The sequence below is a fragment of the Parendozoicomonas sp. 209JJ7-1 genome (assembly GCF_058147085.1).
Map to the genome: position 1 here is coordinate 97,863 of NZ_JBYVJU010000016.1, position 14,684 is coordinate 112,546.

The 14,684-nt window shown below is 49.7% G+C and carries 12 protein-coding genes and 1 riboswitch; of the genes, 4 read left to right on the plus strand and 8 right to left on the minus strand.

Features of this window, described 5'->3' with window-relative positions; genetic code table 11:
- Positions 1-40 precede the first annotated feature (40 nt).
- Positions 41-538: a saposin domain-containing protein gene (locus tag ACY2RQ_RS15815; protein ID WP_490113958.1), complete on the minus strand. Its 498-nt coding sequence runs from the start codon at positions 536-538 to the stop codon at positions 41-43.
- Positions 539-724: 186 nt separating this feature from the next.
- Here ACY2RQ_RS15815 and ACY2RQ_RS15820 point away from each other — a divergent pair, with 186 nt between their 5' ends.
- On the plus strand, positions 725-1,972 hold the full coding sequence (locus ACY2RQ_RS15820) for an NADH:flavin oxidoreductase/NADH oxidase family protein (RefSeq protein ID WP_490113959.1): 1,248 nt from the start codon (positions 725-727) through the stop codon (positions 1,970-1,972).
- A gap of 44 nt (positions 1,973-2,016) precedes the next feature.
- On the opposite strand, the gene ACY2RQ_RS15825 is transcribed toward ACY2RQ_RS15820, so the two are convergent.
- A complete protein-coding gene (locus ACY2RQ_RS15825) occupies positions 2,017-3,147 on the minus strand; it encodes a methyltransferase (RefSeq protein ID WP_490113960.1) in 1,131 nt (376 codons plus the stop codon).
- A 161-nt stretch (positions 3,148-3,308) separates the two neighbouring features.
- On the opposite strand from ACY2RQ_RS15825, the gene ACY2RQ_RS15830 reads away from it, so the two are divergent.
- On the plus strand, positions 3,309-5,339 hold the full coding sequence (locus ACY2RQ_RS15830; RefSeq protein ID WP_490113961.1) for a hypothetical protein: 2,031 nt from the start codon (positions 3,309-3,311) through the stop codon (positions 5,337-5,339).
- Between the two features lie 12 nt (positions 5,340-5,351).
- On the opposite strand, the gene moeA is transcribed toward ACY2RQ_RS15830, so the two are convergent.
- Complete coding sequence (gene moeA, locus ACY2RQ_RS15835) at positions 5,352-6,593, minus strand: molybdopterin molybdotransferase MoeA (RefSeq protein WP_490113962.1); 1,242 nt, start codon at positions 6,591-6,593, stop codon at positions 5,352-5,354.
- A 247-nt stretch (positions 6,594-6,840) separates the two neighbouring features.
- On the opposite strand from moeA, the gene ACY2RQ_RS15840 reads away from it, so the two are divergent.
- Entirely contained in the window at positions 6,841-8,604 is a 1,764-nt protein-coding gene (locus ACY2RQ_RS15840; protein WP_490113963.1) for a hypothetical protein, read from the plus strand.
- Here the strand turns inward: ACY2RQ_RS15840 and mobB are convergent.
- The 4 genes from mobB to ACY2RQ_RS15860 form a co-directional block, all read right to left on the minus strand.
- Positions 8,537-9,139 (minus strand): molybdopterin-guanine dinucleotide biosynthesis protein B, encoded by a 603-nt coding sequence (gene mobB, locus ACY2RQ_RS15845; RefSeq protein WP_490113964.1) that lies wholly within the window; start codon positions 9,137-9,139, stop codon positions 8,537-8,539. The two genes, ACY2RQ_RS15840 and mobB, sit on opposite strands and share 68 nt — an antisense overlap.
- A complete protein-coding gene (moaA, locus tag ACY2RQ_RS15850) occupies positions 9,139-10,119 on the minus strand; it encodes a GTP 3',8-cyclase MoaA (protein WP_490113965.1) in 981 nt (326 codons plus the stop codon). Before moaA ends, mobB begins: the two co-directional genes overlap by 1 nt.
- A riboswitch (molybdenum cofactor riboswitch) is annotated at positions 10,108-10,280 on the minus strand. (Overlaps the previous gene by 12 nt.)
- Before the next feature lie 654 nt (positions 10,281-10,934).
- On the minus strand, positions 10,935-12,641 hold the full coding sequence (locus tag ACY2RQ_RS15855) for a SufS family cysteine desulfurase (protein ID WP_490113966.1): 1,707 nt from the start codon (positions 12,639-12,641) through the stop codon (positions 10,935-10,937).
- Positions 12,642-12,771: 130 nt separating this feature from the next.
- Positions 12,772-13,353: a cysteine hydrolase family protein gene (locus ACY2RQ_RS15860; RefSeq protein WP_490113967.1), complete on the minus strand. Its 582-nt coding sequence runs from the start codon at positions 13,351-13,353 to the stop codon at positions 12,772-12,774.
- Positions 13,354-13,523: 170 nt separating this feature from the next.
- Between ACY2RQ_RS15860 and ACY2RQ_RS15865 the strand changes: the two genes are divergently transcribed.
- Positions 13,524-13,835: a hypothetical protein gene (locus ACY2RQ_RS15865; RefSeq protein WP_490113969.1), complete on the plus strand. Its 312-nt coding sequence runs from the start codon at positions 13,524-13,526 to the stop codon at positions 13,833-13,835.
- A 63-nt stretch (positions 13,836-13,898) separates the two neighbouring features.
- Here the strand turns inward: ACY2RQ_RS15865 and ACY2RQ_RS15870 are convergent.
- Positions 13,899-14,684 (minus strand): PI-PLC domain-containing protein (locus ACY2RQ_RS15870; RefSeq protein ID WP_490113968.1); only part of this gene is annotated, 786 nt, incomplete at its 5' end.

Genomic DNA, 14,684 nt, shown 5'->3' on the forward strand with positions numbered 1-14,684 from the left:
TATTACGCTTTGATGGCTTATGGTGTATGAGGGCCATCCATTATGAACATTTATGCAAAAATTTACAGACTTGGTGGACAGGAGTGTTGATGAAGTCCTTTTCCTCGATTTGTTCGATATAGCTGGCAATATCCTCACAGTCATCTTTCAGCTCCGGGCCTAGATATACACAGAACTGATCGGCAGCGGTGTTAAGATCCTTGCCTTCATAGCGCAGGGCGAGTTGGCCAACTTTAACGACCGCTTCGCAGAGGTAACAGCGAATCCAGCTCTCAATGGTATGTTCTGCCTTTAAGATATCGTCGTGTGAGTTGGCGTTTGCGCTGCCGGATAACAGAATGGTGGAAGTGAGTACCGGTACGCCGACAAGAATATGAAGAATATGTTTGCCTGCTTTCATGACCTGACCTCTTAACTTCTGGTTGAGTGAATAAAGCCTAAAAGTAGTTCGGTTTTTACCTCTTTGAGCTGTTTTTTTCCTGTCCTTCAGGCTATAAATCCAGTTACTCAATGGTGAAGTCGCATTTTCGCATTGCATTTGCATTCTTTATTGTTGGACATAGCCATTGTGTACATACTCGTTGTACCCGGGACAACAGACTGCTTGTAACATTCCCCCCGTAATCGTTACTATTTGCCCTATTAAAATACGATCAGTCATATAAAAATGGCACGTCCCGACACAGTGAAAGTACACGGACAGTCAAAAAGTAGAGGCGTAGCCATGAGCGTAAACCTTAACAGCCCCCTGACTCTGCCCAATGGCGTGGTTGTCCCCAATCGTTTTTTTAAGTCGGCCATGAGTGAGCAGCTTGGGGATAAACAATACAACCCCACACCTGGTCTTGCGACTGTTTACAGGCGCTGGGCAGAAGGTGGTATTGGTCTGAATATATCCGGTAATGTGATGATAGACCGCACCGCTCTTGGGGAACCGGGCAATGTGGTGCTGGATGAGGACAGTGATATCCAGTCATTCCGTCACTGGACATCTATGGCAACCGCCAATGGCAGTCAGTTCTGGGCTCAGCTTAATCACCCGGGTAAACAGATTCCTGCTTTCCTGAGCAAAGAGCCGGTTGCACCCTCTGCTATTCCCTTGGGAAAGGGACTGGAAAAAGTTTTTAATACTCCCCGTGCTCTTTCTGAAAAAGAAATAGAAAGTTTGATCGAACGCTTTGCCACTGCCGCTGCTCTGGCGAAAAAAGTGGGTTTTTCTGGAGTGCAGATTCATGGTGCCCATGGTTATCTGGTGAGCCAGTTTCTTTCGTCCCGTCATAATCAGCGGATTGACCAGTGGGGCGGCAGCCTGGAAAACCGTATGCGTTTTGTGCTTGAAGTTTATGGAGCTATACGTCGGGAGGTTGGCAGTGATTATCCCGTTGGTATCAAACTGAATTCCGCAGACTTCATGAATGGCGGTTTTACCGAAGATGAGTCCATGGAAGTGGTTAAAGCCCTGGCCAGGGCGGGTATTGACCTGATTGAAATTTCCGGTGGTACCTATGAAAGCCCGGCCATGATGAAGTCCGATGAAGCTTCCAGAAACCCGCCTGTAAAAGAAAGCACACGACGCAGAGAGGCTTATTTCCTGGCTTATGCAGAACGTGTCCGCAGTCTGGTCGATACACCGCTGGTGGTGACCGGTGGTTTCCGTTCTGCGGAAGGCATGCAGGGGGCTGTCACATCCGGTGCTACCGATATGGTGGGGCTGGCAAGGCCTGTTGCCATGGTACCGGATATTGCCAATCAGGTTATGAGCAACAGTGATTATCGCTTGCACCTGAAAACCCCTTCCACCGGTTTTAAAATCCTGGACCAGATGTTTATGGTGAATCTGGTCTGGTATGAACAGCAGATCCATCTTCTGGCCAATAATAAAGAACCGAAAAAGGATCTGTCCGCCTGGAAGGCAGTGTGGATGACCCTGTCCGGAATGGGGTACCAGGCATTTAAAACCCGCAGGGCCTGAAGCTTTTGCTGCTGTGGTTTAAGTCCAGCGGATTAGTGGTTTCCTCAGCTCTTTTTGACAGCGGACAGCACAACAAACTTTTTGTCGCTGGCTACTGTTTTGTAATTGCCAAACAGTTTTTTCAACTTGGTGTGGTAACCCAGATGACGGTTACCAATAATCCTTAATTCCCCGCCTTCTTGTAAAATAGTGAGAGACTGTTTGAACATACGCCAGGCGATATGGTCGCCAATGGTATTGCCCTGGTGAAAAGGGGGGTTGCACAGCACTGTGTTCGCTGATGCTGGTGGAAATCCGGTCAGGCAGTCATTACAGATAAATTCAGCCCTGTCGTCCAGGTCGTTGGCTGTCCAGGAATCTTTGGCGGAGGCCACAGCCATATAGGATTCATCCACAAAGCGCAGGCGGGCCTGGGAATTGGCCATCGCGACGTGAATACCCAACGCCCCATTGCCGCAGCCAAGGTCAACAATATTTGCTGCTTGCTGATCTTCCGGAAGATGCTCAAGGAAGAACCGGGTACCTATATCCATTTTCTGTCGTGAAAACACACCGGCATGGTTTGCCAGTTTCATACCGTTATGGGCAAAATTCAGGGGAAATGTTCTGGCATTGTCTGGCAGGGATTTATCCACCGTTGAAAATATCAGCCGGGCTTTTTTCTTCGCAAGGGAGGTCCTGGTCGGGCCAAAATGTTTTTCAAACAGGGCCAGGGTGGAGCTGTGGATATGTTTGGCCATATCTCCGGCAATCAGCATCGTACCTTCTTTCACCAGCTGGCGCAGAGTCAGCAGCTGCTCTTCCAGCAGGCAGGTGTTCTTGGGCAGCTTCATCAGAATTACATCAGGGGTGAATTCCGGTGTCTGGGTAGAAGGCAGATAAGTGACTGAAGTTTCCTCTTTGCCGTTTAGCGCAAGATTTTGTTTCAGGCTGGCGTGGGCCAGCGAGGAATCTGTCCAGACGGTGGGCTGATAGTCAGAAAACGCTGTACCAAGAGCGCCGAAGCCATCATTAACAAGCAGTACGGATTGGCTGGATGCCTGGCTATGAAGCTGTTCATTGAAGTAAGCCAGAAGGTATTCATCCGCTGCGTCCCAGGCCCTCAGTGTTTCCCGGCTGCGTACCGGCACTCGCTGAAGTCGAAGGGTGCCAAAAGGGGAGATCAGTGAATCCATAGGGAAAGGCCAGAATAAAAGTGGGCAATTCTTACCTATCTGCAGAGGGCTGTCATCTGAAGGGTTAGAACAGCTGACCGGGATGTTCCGAACATGAGGTTTCCGGGCAAGTCTGAGAGGAGGATCAATCAGAGATACTTTGATTATTTAACAGGTGTGCTATGGCTGCTACATATACTGATTCTCTAAATCCTGTTCCACTGCCTTTTTCGCCAGGTTCACAGGAAACGACTGGAAATACTGTGATTGGCAAATTCTGTGGAATGACAGTCAGGGAGGAAGAGGTCGAAGAGCTGTATCAGTTGGCTACTCATCCTGAGGCTATTATGAGCCAGCCTCAGAAAGATGTGCTGGCAAAATTATTGGAAAAAATTAAAGCAGAAGTCGCTAAGTCCAAAGAGCATTCGACTCAAACCGGTAGATCTGAGGGGACTGAGCAAGTTACCCAGGAAATTGAAGAAGACAAGACTAAAGCAGAGAAACCTGAAGAAACAATTCCAGATGCTGAAGTTTCTCAAGAAGCTTTGGAGGAAATGATTCAAACCTCAGGACTAACCCTTGAGGATTGTGAGAAATTATTTGAGCTCTTGTCTCGCTCAGATATTAGAGAATTATTGTCGCGTATAGACCCAAATGGTGTGACAGCATTAAAACAATATGCTGGACTTTCCCCGCAAAACCAGTATCACATACGTTCCTATTTAAATGCTGCCGTGAGTACTCTCAGGCGCGCGGATCAACATAGTGGCCATGTTGCTTCCAATATAGATACTGTGATGGAGGAACAAGAACCTCCAGTCGCGACCTTTTCAACAAAGCACACTTCGGAACAAGAGGTTTACCATAACCGGAATTATAATTATATCGGGCACCTTGCCGTGCGCTTGCTTTCTGAATTTATCACCATTGGAGTGGAAATGCTGACACTGGTTTTTGTAGAGAAACTGGTGTTTGAAGGGGCTGAAGTTACGGTGGAGCCGACAGGGCACTGTCCTCCTGAGTTTCTGCAGGCAGATAAGCATCTGATTGGTCATATTAAGCATATAGTCCTGGATCAAAAAGCAAGAATCATTGCCATAGGTACCGCAATTTTATTGACATATGCGCCCCAGATAGCCAGTTACACAATTATGCCGATTGTCCATCTTATGGTGAAAGGGTGTAAGGGGGCTTACCGTGGGGCTATGCGCATTCGGCGCAGAATACATGAACGGTCGGTAAGGTCTCATTTGGGGACGGCGTACATGATGATGAACCCCAAACAGAGAAAGCGCTTGTTAAGTTTGCTCGAAATAAGGAAGGCGGAAGTCAGTCATTCAAGGAAAAAAAGAAAACCAGTAAACACCAGGAGCGAGGTACAGCGATTACTCCATGAGACACTGAATCGGGGGGACGCTTACGGATTGACAGATGGGGTTATGGAAATGATGTCGGAGGGAAGAGGTGCGTTTTCAACAGGGTTCAAAAGCTATCTGGCAACATTGGGGTTAGATAATGATAACCCTCAGTATGCTGCGAAAAAACGTAAGACTTTGCCTTTAATATCGGGCTGGTTTACGAATTTTTATAATCTTTATAAGCGTCGTAATATCGCTTACAGTATTTCAGCCCTGCTTGGGACGTTTACAAATATTTCCACCAATATCGCTCTTATTTATTACACCATATTTTCTACGTACGAACAGAATGCTATGGGGGGGAATGCCATTGTCAGTGTTCCCTATAACTTCACCTATCACGGTAATGAAACTGATATTTCCGGACATTTGGAATCTCTGGAACTTCCCCTGGCAGGGCGTGCAAAAAGTGCGTTCTTTACTGTTCTGTATGCTGTTGCCATTCCCCATATGCATAAACCAACCCAGGCAATATTTATTCTGGGGGGAGAGAAAATTGCGAGTGCCTGTTCCTGGGTCTGGTCACTTTGCCGCCGTAGAAGAAGGAGGGAAGCTCTTCCTATGGAGGAAGTTGCTGTAGGCGGGCAGATAGTTCAGCGCAGAAATAGTACTGGCAGTAACCAGAGTGGCAGCAGCCAGGAAAGTAGCCACCCATTGTTGCCATCATTCACCACAGAAAAAGGACAGAAGCGGGTAATAGAACCCGGGCAAAATCAGTGGAATCAATGGAGGCAGGGTGGTTTACTGACAAACAACTCTTCTGGCACTACCGAGGTAATAGCAGAAGAGTTGTAAAAAATTCTGCTGTCAGCTTTGAATCAGTATGCCGTCAAAAGGAAGGATAGAGACAGTTTCGCCAACACTTGCGCCAGTATTTTCTTCCGGCAGTACGATATAACAGTCCGCCATATTCATTGAGCGCAGAATGCCCGAACCCTGGCTGCCGGTAGTGGCAACAGTCATAAAACCATCGTCGTTTGTTGACAGAATGCCACGCTGAAACTCCCGGCGCCCCGGCGCTTTCTTCAGGGGGGTCTGACACAGAGCATTAAACATCAGTGGCTGGTTTTTAATTTCTCCGGACATCACCCTTAATGCGGTAATAGCCAGAATGTGAAGGGTGATAGTGGCGGACACAGGATTCCCCGGAAGGCCGAAGAATACGCTGTCACTCAGCCTGCCAAAGGCAAAAGGCTTGCCGGGTTTAATGGCCAGTTTCCAGAAGCCGGTTTCCCCCAGTTCTTCCAGAATATCTTTGATAAAGTCCGCCTCCCCTACTGAGACGCCACCGGAGGTGACAACAGCATCAGCTTCCAGGTTAGCCTTGAGCAACGCTTCCCGAATCACACTCCGGTCATCCGCCAGTTTGCCCAGATCAATCACTTCAACGCCCAGACGGTTGAGCATGCTGTTGATTACAAAGCGGTTGCTGTCGTAGATATCCCCATGTCCCAAAGGTTCACCGGGCGCTTTAAGTTCATCCCCGGTAGAGAACACAGCGACTTTTACCCGGCGGAAGACGGGGAGTTCTCCTATGCCCAGGGATGCCAGTAAGCCAAGATCCTGGGGACGCAGTCGGTGGCCGGTTTTTAACACCAGGGAACCGCTGGCTATATCTTCCCCGGCTTTGCGGACATTGTTTCCAGCCTTTGGTCGCTTCAAAAAGTGAATGCCGTCTTCTGTCTTCTCAGACTGCTCCTGCATGATCACGGTATCTGTACCATCGGGAATGGCGGCACCGGTCATAATCCGAATGCAGTGTCCTTCCGGGCAGATGCCTTCAAAAGGGTGCCCGGCAAAAGACCGGCCAGCCGGGGGCAGAGTTGTGCTTTTGTTCAGGTCTGCGGCCCGCAGGGCATAACCATCCATGGCGGAATTGTCGTGGGAAGGGACATTAATGGGGGAGATGATATCTGTGGCAAGAATACGGTTGTCACAGAGAGAAATGGGCAGGGTTTCTGTCTCACTGACGGGGCTTACACCGCTTGTCAGTTTTTGCAGAGCATCATCAAGGGACATAAGTCCGGGGGCAGCGCAGCAGTCAGACATGAAAAGAAACTCCTTTGAAAAGGGCTGCTATTGATTTATCCGTATTTTACCTGAAGCGACATTTATTAGGCATTTAATCTGTGGAACCGCTGCTTTTGGTCAATATTAAAAACACATTGAGCAAGGGAGTATGGTGCTGATGTTCGCCCCAAGGCTGGGGGGTCTCTGGCCTTATTGTCTGTAGATTTTCCAGAAAATATTGCGGTCTGTGCTAAACCTTGAGCTTATTTATCCGGGTATTACTGTTATGCAGAGGCTTCGGTTTTTTCCGGCTGCTCAGCTGGCTGCTGGATGTGTTCTTCTTCTGTCGTCTGCCTGGTCCATGGCCTCGGTCAGCCCGCCAATCCCTATTAAACCGGATCATTGGCAACCTTCCAAGGTGGTGGTTTTTGGAGACAGCCTGAGTGACAGTAATGGCGACTCCTTTCGGGGGGCGGCCACCGCTCACTCCACCTATAACCTGTTGCTGACCCTGAACGGGCAGATGATCACCATGCCCGATGGCACGGTGCGTCGGCCCATGAACCTGGACCAGGTGATTGGGCGAGGGCTGACCATCGATAATATCAAAGCCAACTTTGACCTGATGGTGAAGGACATTCGCAACGAGGCCAAAGAGCGCAGTTACTTCGGCAGAATCATGAGCTCCCTGGAGGCTTCTGTGGTCAGTACTTTTGCTTCGGCGCTGGATTCTGTATTGCGTTACCTCGACAAGGCGGAAGATCGTTTGTCCGACCAGATTCTGCCGGTACTGGGCTGGGCTTCAAGGTGGGTGGCGGAGAAAGCGAACAGCATGAAGCCTGGTAGCTGGAGGTGTTCACTATTTGTCTCTGTGGGCAACCAGCTGGAGTATCTGACCACACTGGTGGAGCGGGATATTGCCGATACCCTGCTGGACTATGGTGATGACCAGATCATTAATATTATCAGCCAGATGCCCGGTACTGTGCCCATTATCCCTGACCCCAGATACTATGCCCTGGGGAAATGGACGACAGGCCCCTACCACGATATGAACAAGGTCTGGGTTGAGTACCTGCAGCAGATGATGTCCACCCCGGAGAAAGATGTGTTGCTGGATAACCGGGCTATGGCTGGCAGCTGGACACTGTGCGCCTACGACAAGATCAAGGCCATAAACGCTATTGATCAGCTGACCGACAGCCTGTTTGGCGGTGCCAGAATGCTGGTACAGGGCAGTATGGTGCCACCCTGTGAAGGTTTGATTGTTCAGTCTTATCTCAATGAGCGCCGTAACCTGTTTGAAAAACAACATGGATACACGCCAACTCCCGAAGATCAGTTAATCGAACAGGATACCCTGGTCGTTTTTCTGAACAGTGCCAATGACTTTCTTAATATGTGGCCGGACCCGGATGATGTGGCTCAGGAGCATGCCCGTGATGTGTGGAGAATTCTGGCAGCAGGAGCCCGCAGAGTCGCTGTGGTGACCCTGCCGGATATCTCCGACACCCCCCGCTTTTACCCGGATCGTTCAAAACCCAAAAGCGCGGAAGCCCAACAGCTCTCCAGGCTTGTACGCCATTACAACACCAGCCTGACTATGCGTCTGAACCTTTTACGGGAAGAGTTTGACGGTGACCACGGCTACCAGGTGATGACAATTGATGGCGACCGTATGTTCAGGGAACTGCAGGCCAACCCCATATGGGATCTGGAACATCCCATCCTGAATATCGGGATACCCGGTGTTGATCCTGAAGGGGAAACCGTTGCGGCCAGTTCAGATAAAAAGGTCAAGCCTGAAAACTTTATTGAGTCTGAACTACGGAAGAACAAAGACTTTGATGATACCTGGAATATCAAGGGCTGGAATAAAGCAGGCCACGGCAAGGTGCCTTTCTTTGCGGATACCGTCCATCCCAGCTCTGATGTCCACTATGATATGGCCAGGAAAGCCTGCGTGATTATGAAGGAGCGCTTTAACATTCCCTGTTTCCCAGAGAATGCCGTAAAAGGGAGTTTGGATCCTGTAGCTGATTCCAGATAAAGTCCGCGACCTGTTGAGGATTGTTGATATCCAGCTGCGGTAACGGGATGTCATTCGAGCCGCAGTTGTCCCAGCACAGGGCAAAAATATGGTGGTCGTCCTTAAACAGGAATGGTCGGTCGAAGTCTGTCCTGTGCAGTTCTATTTTTGGGACAGCCGCTCCCCTGAACCCTTCCACCAGAATCAAATCTACACGGCTCTGGTCGATCAGGGAGAGCTGATTAACCAGTTTCTGGTCTTCTTCCGGGCGCTCGGTAATGCAGATGGCGCGACCAGGAGTGCTCAGCAGAATCTGGTCCACACCAGCATGGCGCAGGCGATAGCTGTCCTTGCCGGGCTGGTCGGGTTCAATAGTGTGGTGGGAGGCTTTGATCAGCCCGAGTCTCAGCCCTTTTTTGGCCAGCAGAGGAATAACCTTTTCCAGCAGGGTGGTTTTTCCCGTGCCGCTGAAGGCCGCGAAGCCTATCAGTGGTACGGAAAGTTCGGGGTGCGCATCGAACAGGGGGGCTGGAGTGTTCATCTTGTTAGATGGCATCAGCCGCCTATAGTTGACAGGTTGTGGGTTCCCCCCGTCAGTCCCTGATCAAGGAAGTGACGGTCGTCTTTTAGCTGCAGCAGATCCTGGATGCGGGTCACCAGCAGGTTCTGCTGGTCATCGCTCTGGAGCAGGTGCCGCAGACTGTGGCCGTGTTCAGCGAACAGGCAAAGCTGGAGGTCGCCCTGGCTGCTGATGCGCAGTCGGTTACAGCTGTTACAGAAATCCTTGGAGTAGGGCATGATCAGCCCGATTCGGCCTTTGTAATCCGGGTGGAAGAATTCCTGCGCCGGCCCAGCGTCTGCAAGCCTTGGCAGGCTGCACCAGCCCCGTTCTGCCAGCTTCCGCTGAATCACTTCACCTGAGATATGGTGTTTCTGGAAGAACTCGCTGGAGTTGCCGGTTTCCATCAGCTCAATCATGCGCAGGGTGATGGGCTGATCTTTGATCCATTCAAGGAACCTGTCCAGTTCATTGTCGTTCATGCCTTTCATCAGCACGGTATTCACCTTCACCGATGGCAGTCCTGACTGGAACGCGAGGTCAATGCCCCGGAGAATTTCATCCAGGCGGTTATGACCGGTAATGCGCTGGAACATGGCTGGCTCAAGGCTGTCGATGCTGACATTCAGGTGGGTTATGCCCGCCTCAATCCAGCTCTGCACCCGTTGGTCCATCTTGTAGCCGTTAGTGGTGACTGCAAGGGTGTGGATACCGGGCACAGCCTTGAGGGTGTGGACAATGTTGATAAAGTCAGAACGCAGTGTCGGTTCGCCGCCACTGATTCTGACTTTATGTGTTCCCAGTCGTGCGAAAGCAGCGACCACCCGGTGGATTTCATCCAGGCTGAGGGCGGTTTTATGGCTGGAGTCGATACAACCGTCAGGCAGGCAGTACTGGCAGCGGAAGTTGCACAGGTCTGTGACAGACAGCCGCAGATAGGGGAACGTTCGTCCCTGGCGATCTTGCAGATTCTTCATTGAACACCTTTCCAAAGGTCCGGGAGGCTATGGAATTTCTCGCCATAACCCGGTGGCATTTACCACGGCTAAAGTTCCCTGCCAGCTGTCGCAGATCAGGTAATCCTGGTCTTTCCGCGAGGCAGTGGTTTAGGAACAGCAGCTCGGCGCTCTATTTATTGATACCAATCGTGAGATGAAGATAGTACCAGTAAGATCAGCCGGGAAACAGGCTTTTAACAGGCGTCAGCAGGCAACTGTTCGCATTGGGATGCCTGTATTTGGGAAATTGTGAGATTGAAAGGCAGATTATTTGAAAAGCAAAACTACACTGTTTATTTGAAAAGCAAAACTACACTGTGTGAATTCTGTTCTACGGAAGAGTGAGTGGTTATCATGATTTCAGAAAACATGAAAATAAAAAAAATAAGAGCTGCCTGTAGCTTATCTCTGGTTTTATTCTCTGTTATTTCCAATGCAGATACGAATTATTCTACGATGATGTGTAAAGGCGATTCTGGTTCCGAGTTGAGATGCTGTGCGGAGACTTTCACTGGCCCTTATCATTGGCAAAGGGTGAATTCATTGTGCATCCCCGTTCTGGTTCCAGCATGCACAAGAGAAGATCCTGTTGCTTTCGACTCTCTGTCTGATTGTTCAGGGAGATCCCCGGCGCATGCCATGGAGTACTGTCCAATGTGTTATCCCCATGCTGGTCCTCCTGAATTTCATTAAGTGGGAAAGGAGCCAAATCCACTCAGGAGAAGGTAGCGGCCATATAAAGCCCACATGACCTGCCGCCATGACAGACCACGTGGGTTTTTTCAGTTATGCCTCTACAGATAGCGCCTGGCTATGCTCTGTATTTCCTGCACTATGGCTCTGAGGCCGTTGCCCCGTGAAGGGCTGAGGTGGTTGGCCAGTTCCAGTTCGCTGAAAATAGCGTCGATATTGCAGTTAAGCAGGTCTTCCGGAGTCCGTCCGTTCAGGCAGGCCAGTACGATTACTCCAAGGCCACGGATCACCCGTGCGTCACTGTCCACCAGGAAGTGCAGAGTCAGGCTGGATTCGCAGTAATGATGGTGCAGCCATACGGTACTTTCACAACCGGCCAGGCGAGCCTCATCGGTACGCATATCATCGGTTAACCGGGGTAAATCCTTGGCCAGTTGCATAATGCTTTTGTAGCGCTCCTGCCAGCTCTTTTTACTCAACAGGGCGGAACACAGCCGACGCAGGTTATTATCGTTATACAGTGGGGCAGAAGCATAGGGTTCGGGCAGTATGTCATTTGGCCTGCCGGATTTTTTTTGCGTGAGTGGGTTATCTTCCACAGTCGTTTGGCTGGCCAGCTGTTTCAGGGCAGTTATCAGGGTATCCACATCCTCCACAGTGTTATAACAGGCCAGGGACGCACGTACGGTGCCGTTTAGTTCGAGGGCTTCCATCAGTGGCATGGCGCAGTGGTGGCCGGTGCGTACAGCGATGCCCTGCTGATCCAGAAGAATGCCGATATCCTGGTTGTGGTGGCCATCCATGATAAAGGATACAACGGCGGTTTTTTTTCGGGCTGTTCCTATTCTCCGCAGACCGGGAATCCGGTCCATTCCCTGTTCCAATCGATAACGGAGTTGCTGTTCCTGTTTTAACAGGGCTTTGCGATCAAGGCTGGATAAAAAATCCAGGGCCGCTGCCAGACCAATAGCTCCAGCGATATTTGGTGTGCCGGCTTCAAAACGGAATGGGGGCTGGTTAAAGGTTGTGCCGGAAAAACTTACCCGCTCAATCATTTCTCCCCCGGTCTGCCATGGGGGCATTTCCTTTAACAGTTGCCTGCGACCGTAGAGTACGCCGATGCCGGTGGGACCATAAACCTTGTGGCCGGAGAACACATAAAAGTCACAGTCCAGCTTCCGTACATCTACGGGGAAGTGGGCCACGGCCTGGGCACCGTCAATAATTGTGGTTGCACCAACGGCTTTGGCACGGGCGACCATATCCTGCACCGGGTTAATCGTGCCAAGGGCATTGGAAGCATGGCAGATTGAGAGCAGTTTTGTCTGCGGGTTAAGCAACTGTTGAAAAATATTCTGATCCAGCTCTCCGGATTCGGTGAGTGGAATGACCCGGATCAGAGCGCCCGTCTTTTCCGCCACCTGCTGCCAGGGCACGATATTGGCGTGGTGCTCCATGGACGACAGGATGATCTCATCCCCGGATTTCAGATTGCTGCGTCCCCAGCTCCAGGCCAGCAGGTTCAGGGCTTCAGTCGCGCCCCGGGTCCAGATAATCTCTTCGGTATGGGCGGCGTTCAGGAACATCCGGACCTTGTCCCTGGCCTCTTCAAAAGCATGGGTGGCCCGGGCGCTGAGGGCATGGGAAGCCCTGTGGACGTTGGCGTTGGAATATTCGTAATAGTGACTGACCGCGTCTATGACCGCCCGGGGTTTCTGGGTTGTGGCCGCGTTATCCAGCCATACCAGGGGGTGATCGTGGGCTGTTTCGGATAGAATAGGAAATTGAAAGCGCAGGTCTGCGGTCATTATGTTCTGTCGTGTCTGGTCACTTTGGTTACGGGCGGCAAGTATGACCTGAGCCGAAGGTTACGAAAAGGCTCCCTTTCCGGGTTTATAGAATTTATTTCCTGTTTCTGGTTATTCTTTATTTCTGGAATTACAGAATGCAGTAATCCGCTTCTATCTCTCGGGTCATTTTGAGTTTGCCCGGGTATCTTCTGCCAATCGATTCCCAGCTTTCCGGAGGAGGAAGCTCATCTTCATCTGGAATATAGGTCACGTCTTCATGGATATTCAGTTCTCTATCGACGGTGACTCGAAAACCGGATTTCATGGCATCCTTGGCTGTTGCCCGGACACACAAATCGTCGAAGCATCCCATTGGTACGACATCGGTGATCTTTCGTGAATGCAGATATTGACCCAGCTCCTTGTCAATTTCTCCTTTCTGAAGGGGATCAGACCTGTCCTGAATAGTGTTGAATGCGCTTTTTTTCCCTTTAATCAGGAGTCTGTACAGGCGGGATCTCTTAATGATTTTTTTCAGGTGAGGGACAGTGGGTCCCCGTCTTATATAATTTATATCGACAATTTCTACATTTTTATTTTTGACGAAATGTTCCAGTACTTGAGCCTGTTGAAAAGTGACCCGACTAAACTCTTCAGGGTTATAAAAACTGGTGAAACCCGTCTGCATATCTATAAGCAGGATGGATACTTTCCTCCCTTTTGCAATCATATTTTCAATAGCTGCAATCGTTTCCACATAGCCTGGGAGAGCTAAGGGAGACAGTAAAAGAAGGCAGGCCAAGACAGAACCGAAAGAGTGCCATCGCTCTTTCTCCTGAAAGTCTCCCCGAATTATAACAGCGAAACCCCGCCCCGACCTTTTCTCTTATAGAATTTCAGTTGGATAATAATTTCTGCCTTCAAATACTCCCTCCGTCCCAAATCGTCCCCGCTCTGGCGGACAAGGGAGAATATATTGCCTCAGAAGCCAGCTTTTACTGTGCCCTGAAAAAACATGGCCAGTTGCACCACAGGGGGCGCTCAAAGAGGCGTTCGAAAACCAGCAAGTCCACCACTCATGTCGCTTCCGGGCCAATGTCGTTGGATGAGAGCAGGGAGTGGATGCTACGAAACTGGGAACCCGTTGGCTCAGTCGCCCTGAATAAGGAAAGGGAGACTGAGATTATGGGCTGCCTGGAAACAGCGGCCTGAACAACACTCTTCGGGACAACACTCTTCAGGACAACTCTCTTGAAAAACTCCGGTGGCGTTTTTTCAAAGTATCGGAAAAAGAAAATCTTCTTTTTTGGGGTTGCAATTAATAACACTCTGAATTAGTCCTGGTCCAGGAAAGTCAGCAACAATAATCCCTGCATAGCCCGGTTTGTTTTTATCAATATATTCTTTGGTGAGTATATTTGTGCCTTGGAAGGCAATTGAACAGAGTGCACCCAGACAGCTGACTCTTGGGAAATCAACGTCGTCATTCCAACCTGGTGTCGTTTTTCCTGTCAGTAAGTTGGGGGCGTTATTTGAAGGTGATGAATGACCACTGGCAACAAAGTAACCTAAACTGCCACCTGAGCCGGTGAGGTAGTTCACTATACCAAACTGTTTTCTGTCTTTGGCCTCATTGAGTTTTGCCTTGATGAGTTCCCATCTATGATAAAGATCCCAGTTTGTGTTCATGTAGAAGTCCGGCTGCACATTAAAATCCGAAATTCGGAAGCCTGTGGCGTAACTCGTAGACTCTGGCGCACTATTAACAATAACAATCTTTCCTCGTATATCTCCAAGTTTTGGATTGTCAGAATTACGAGTCCATACCGCACCGGAACTGCGCTTGATTTCATCCAGAAGCGTATCATTATAATTTCTATTATTGTAAACATCTTTGACATTCGATTTGTCAATTTTTACCAGAATTGTCTCTGAAGGGTGTTGGTGTAAAAAATCGCTTAATTGTTTGAACAGGTCGGTTAACCTGAATTCATTACCAATCCTTTCGCCAAAAGGAATATGATAGACAGTGTGGTCGTGAAAAAAATCAGCCATTTCATA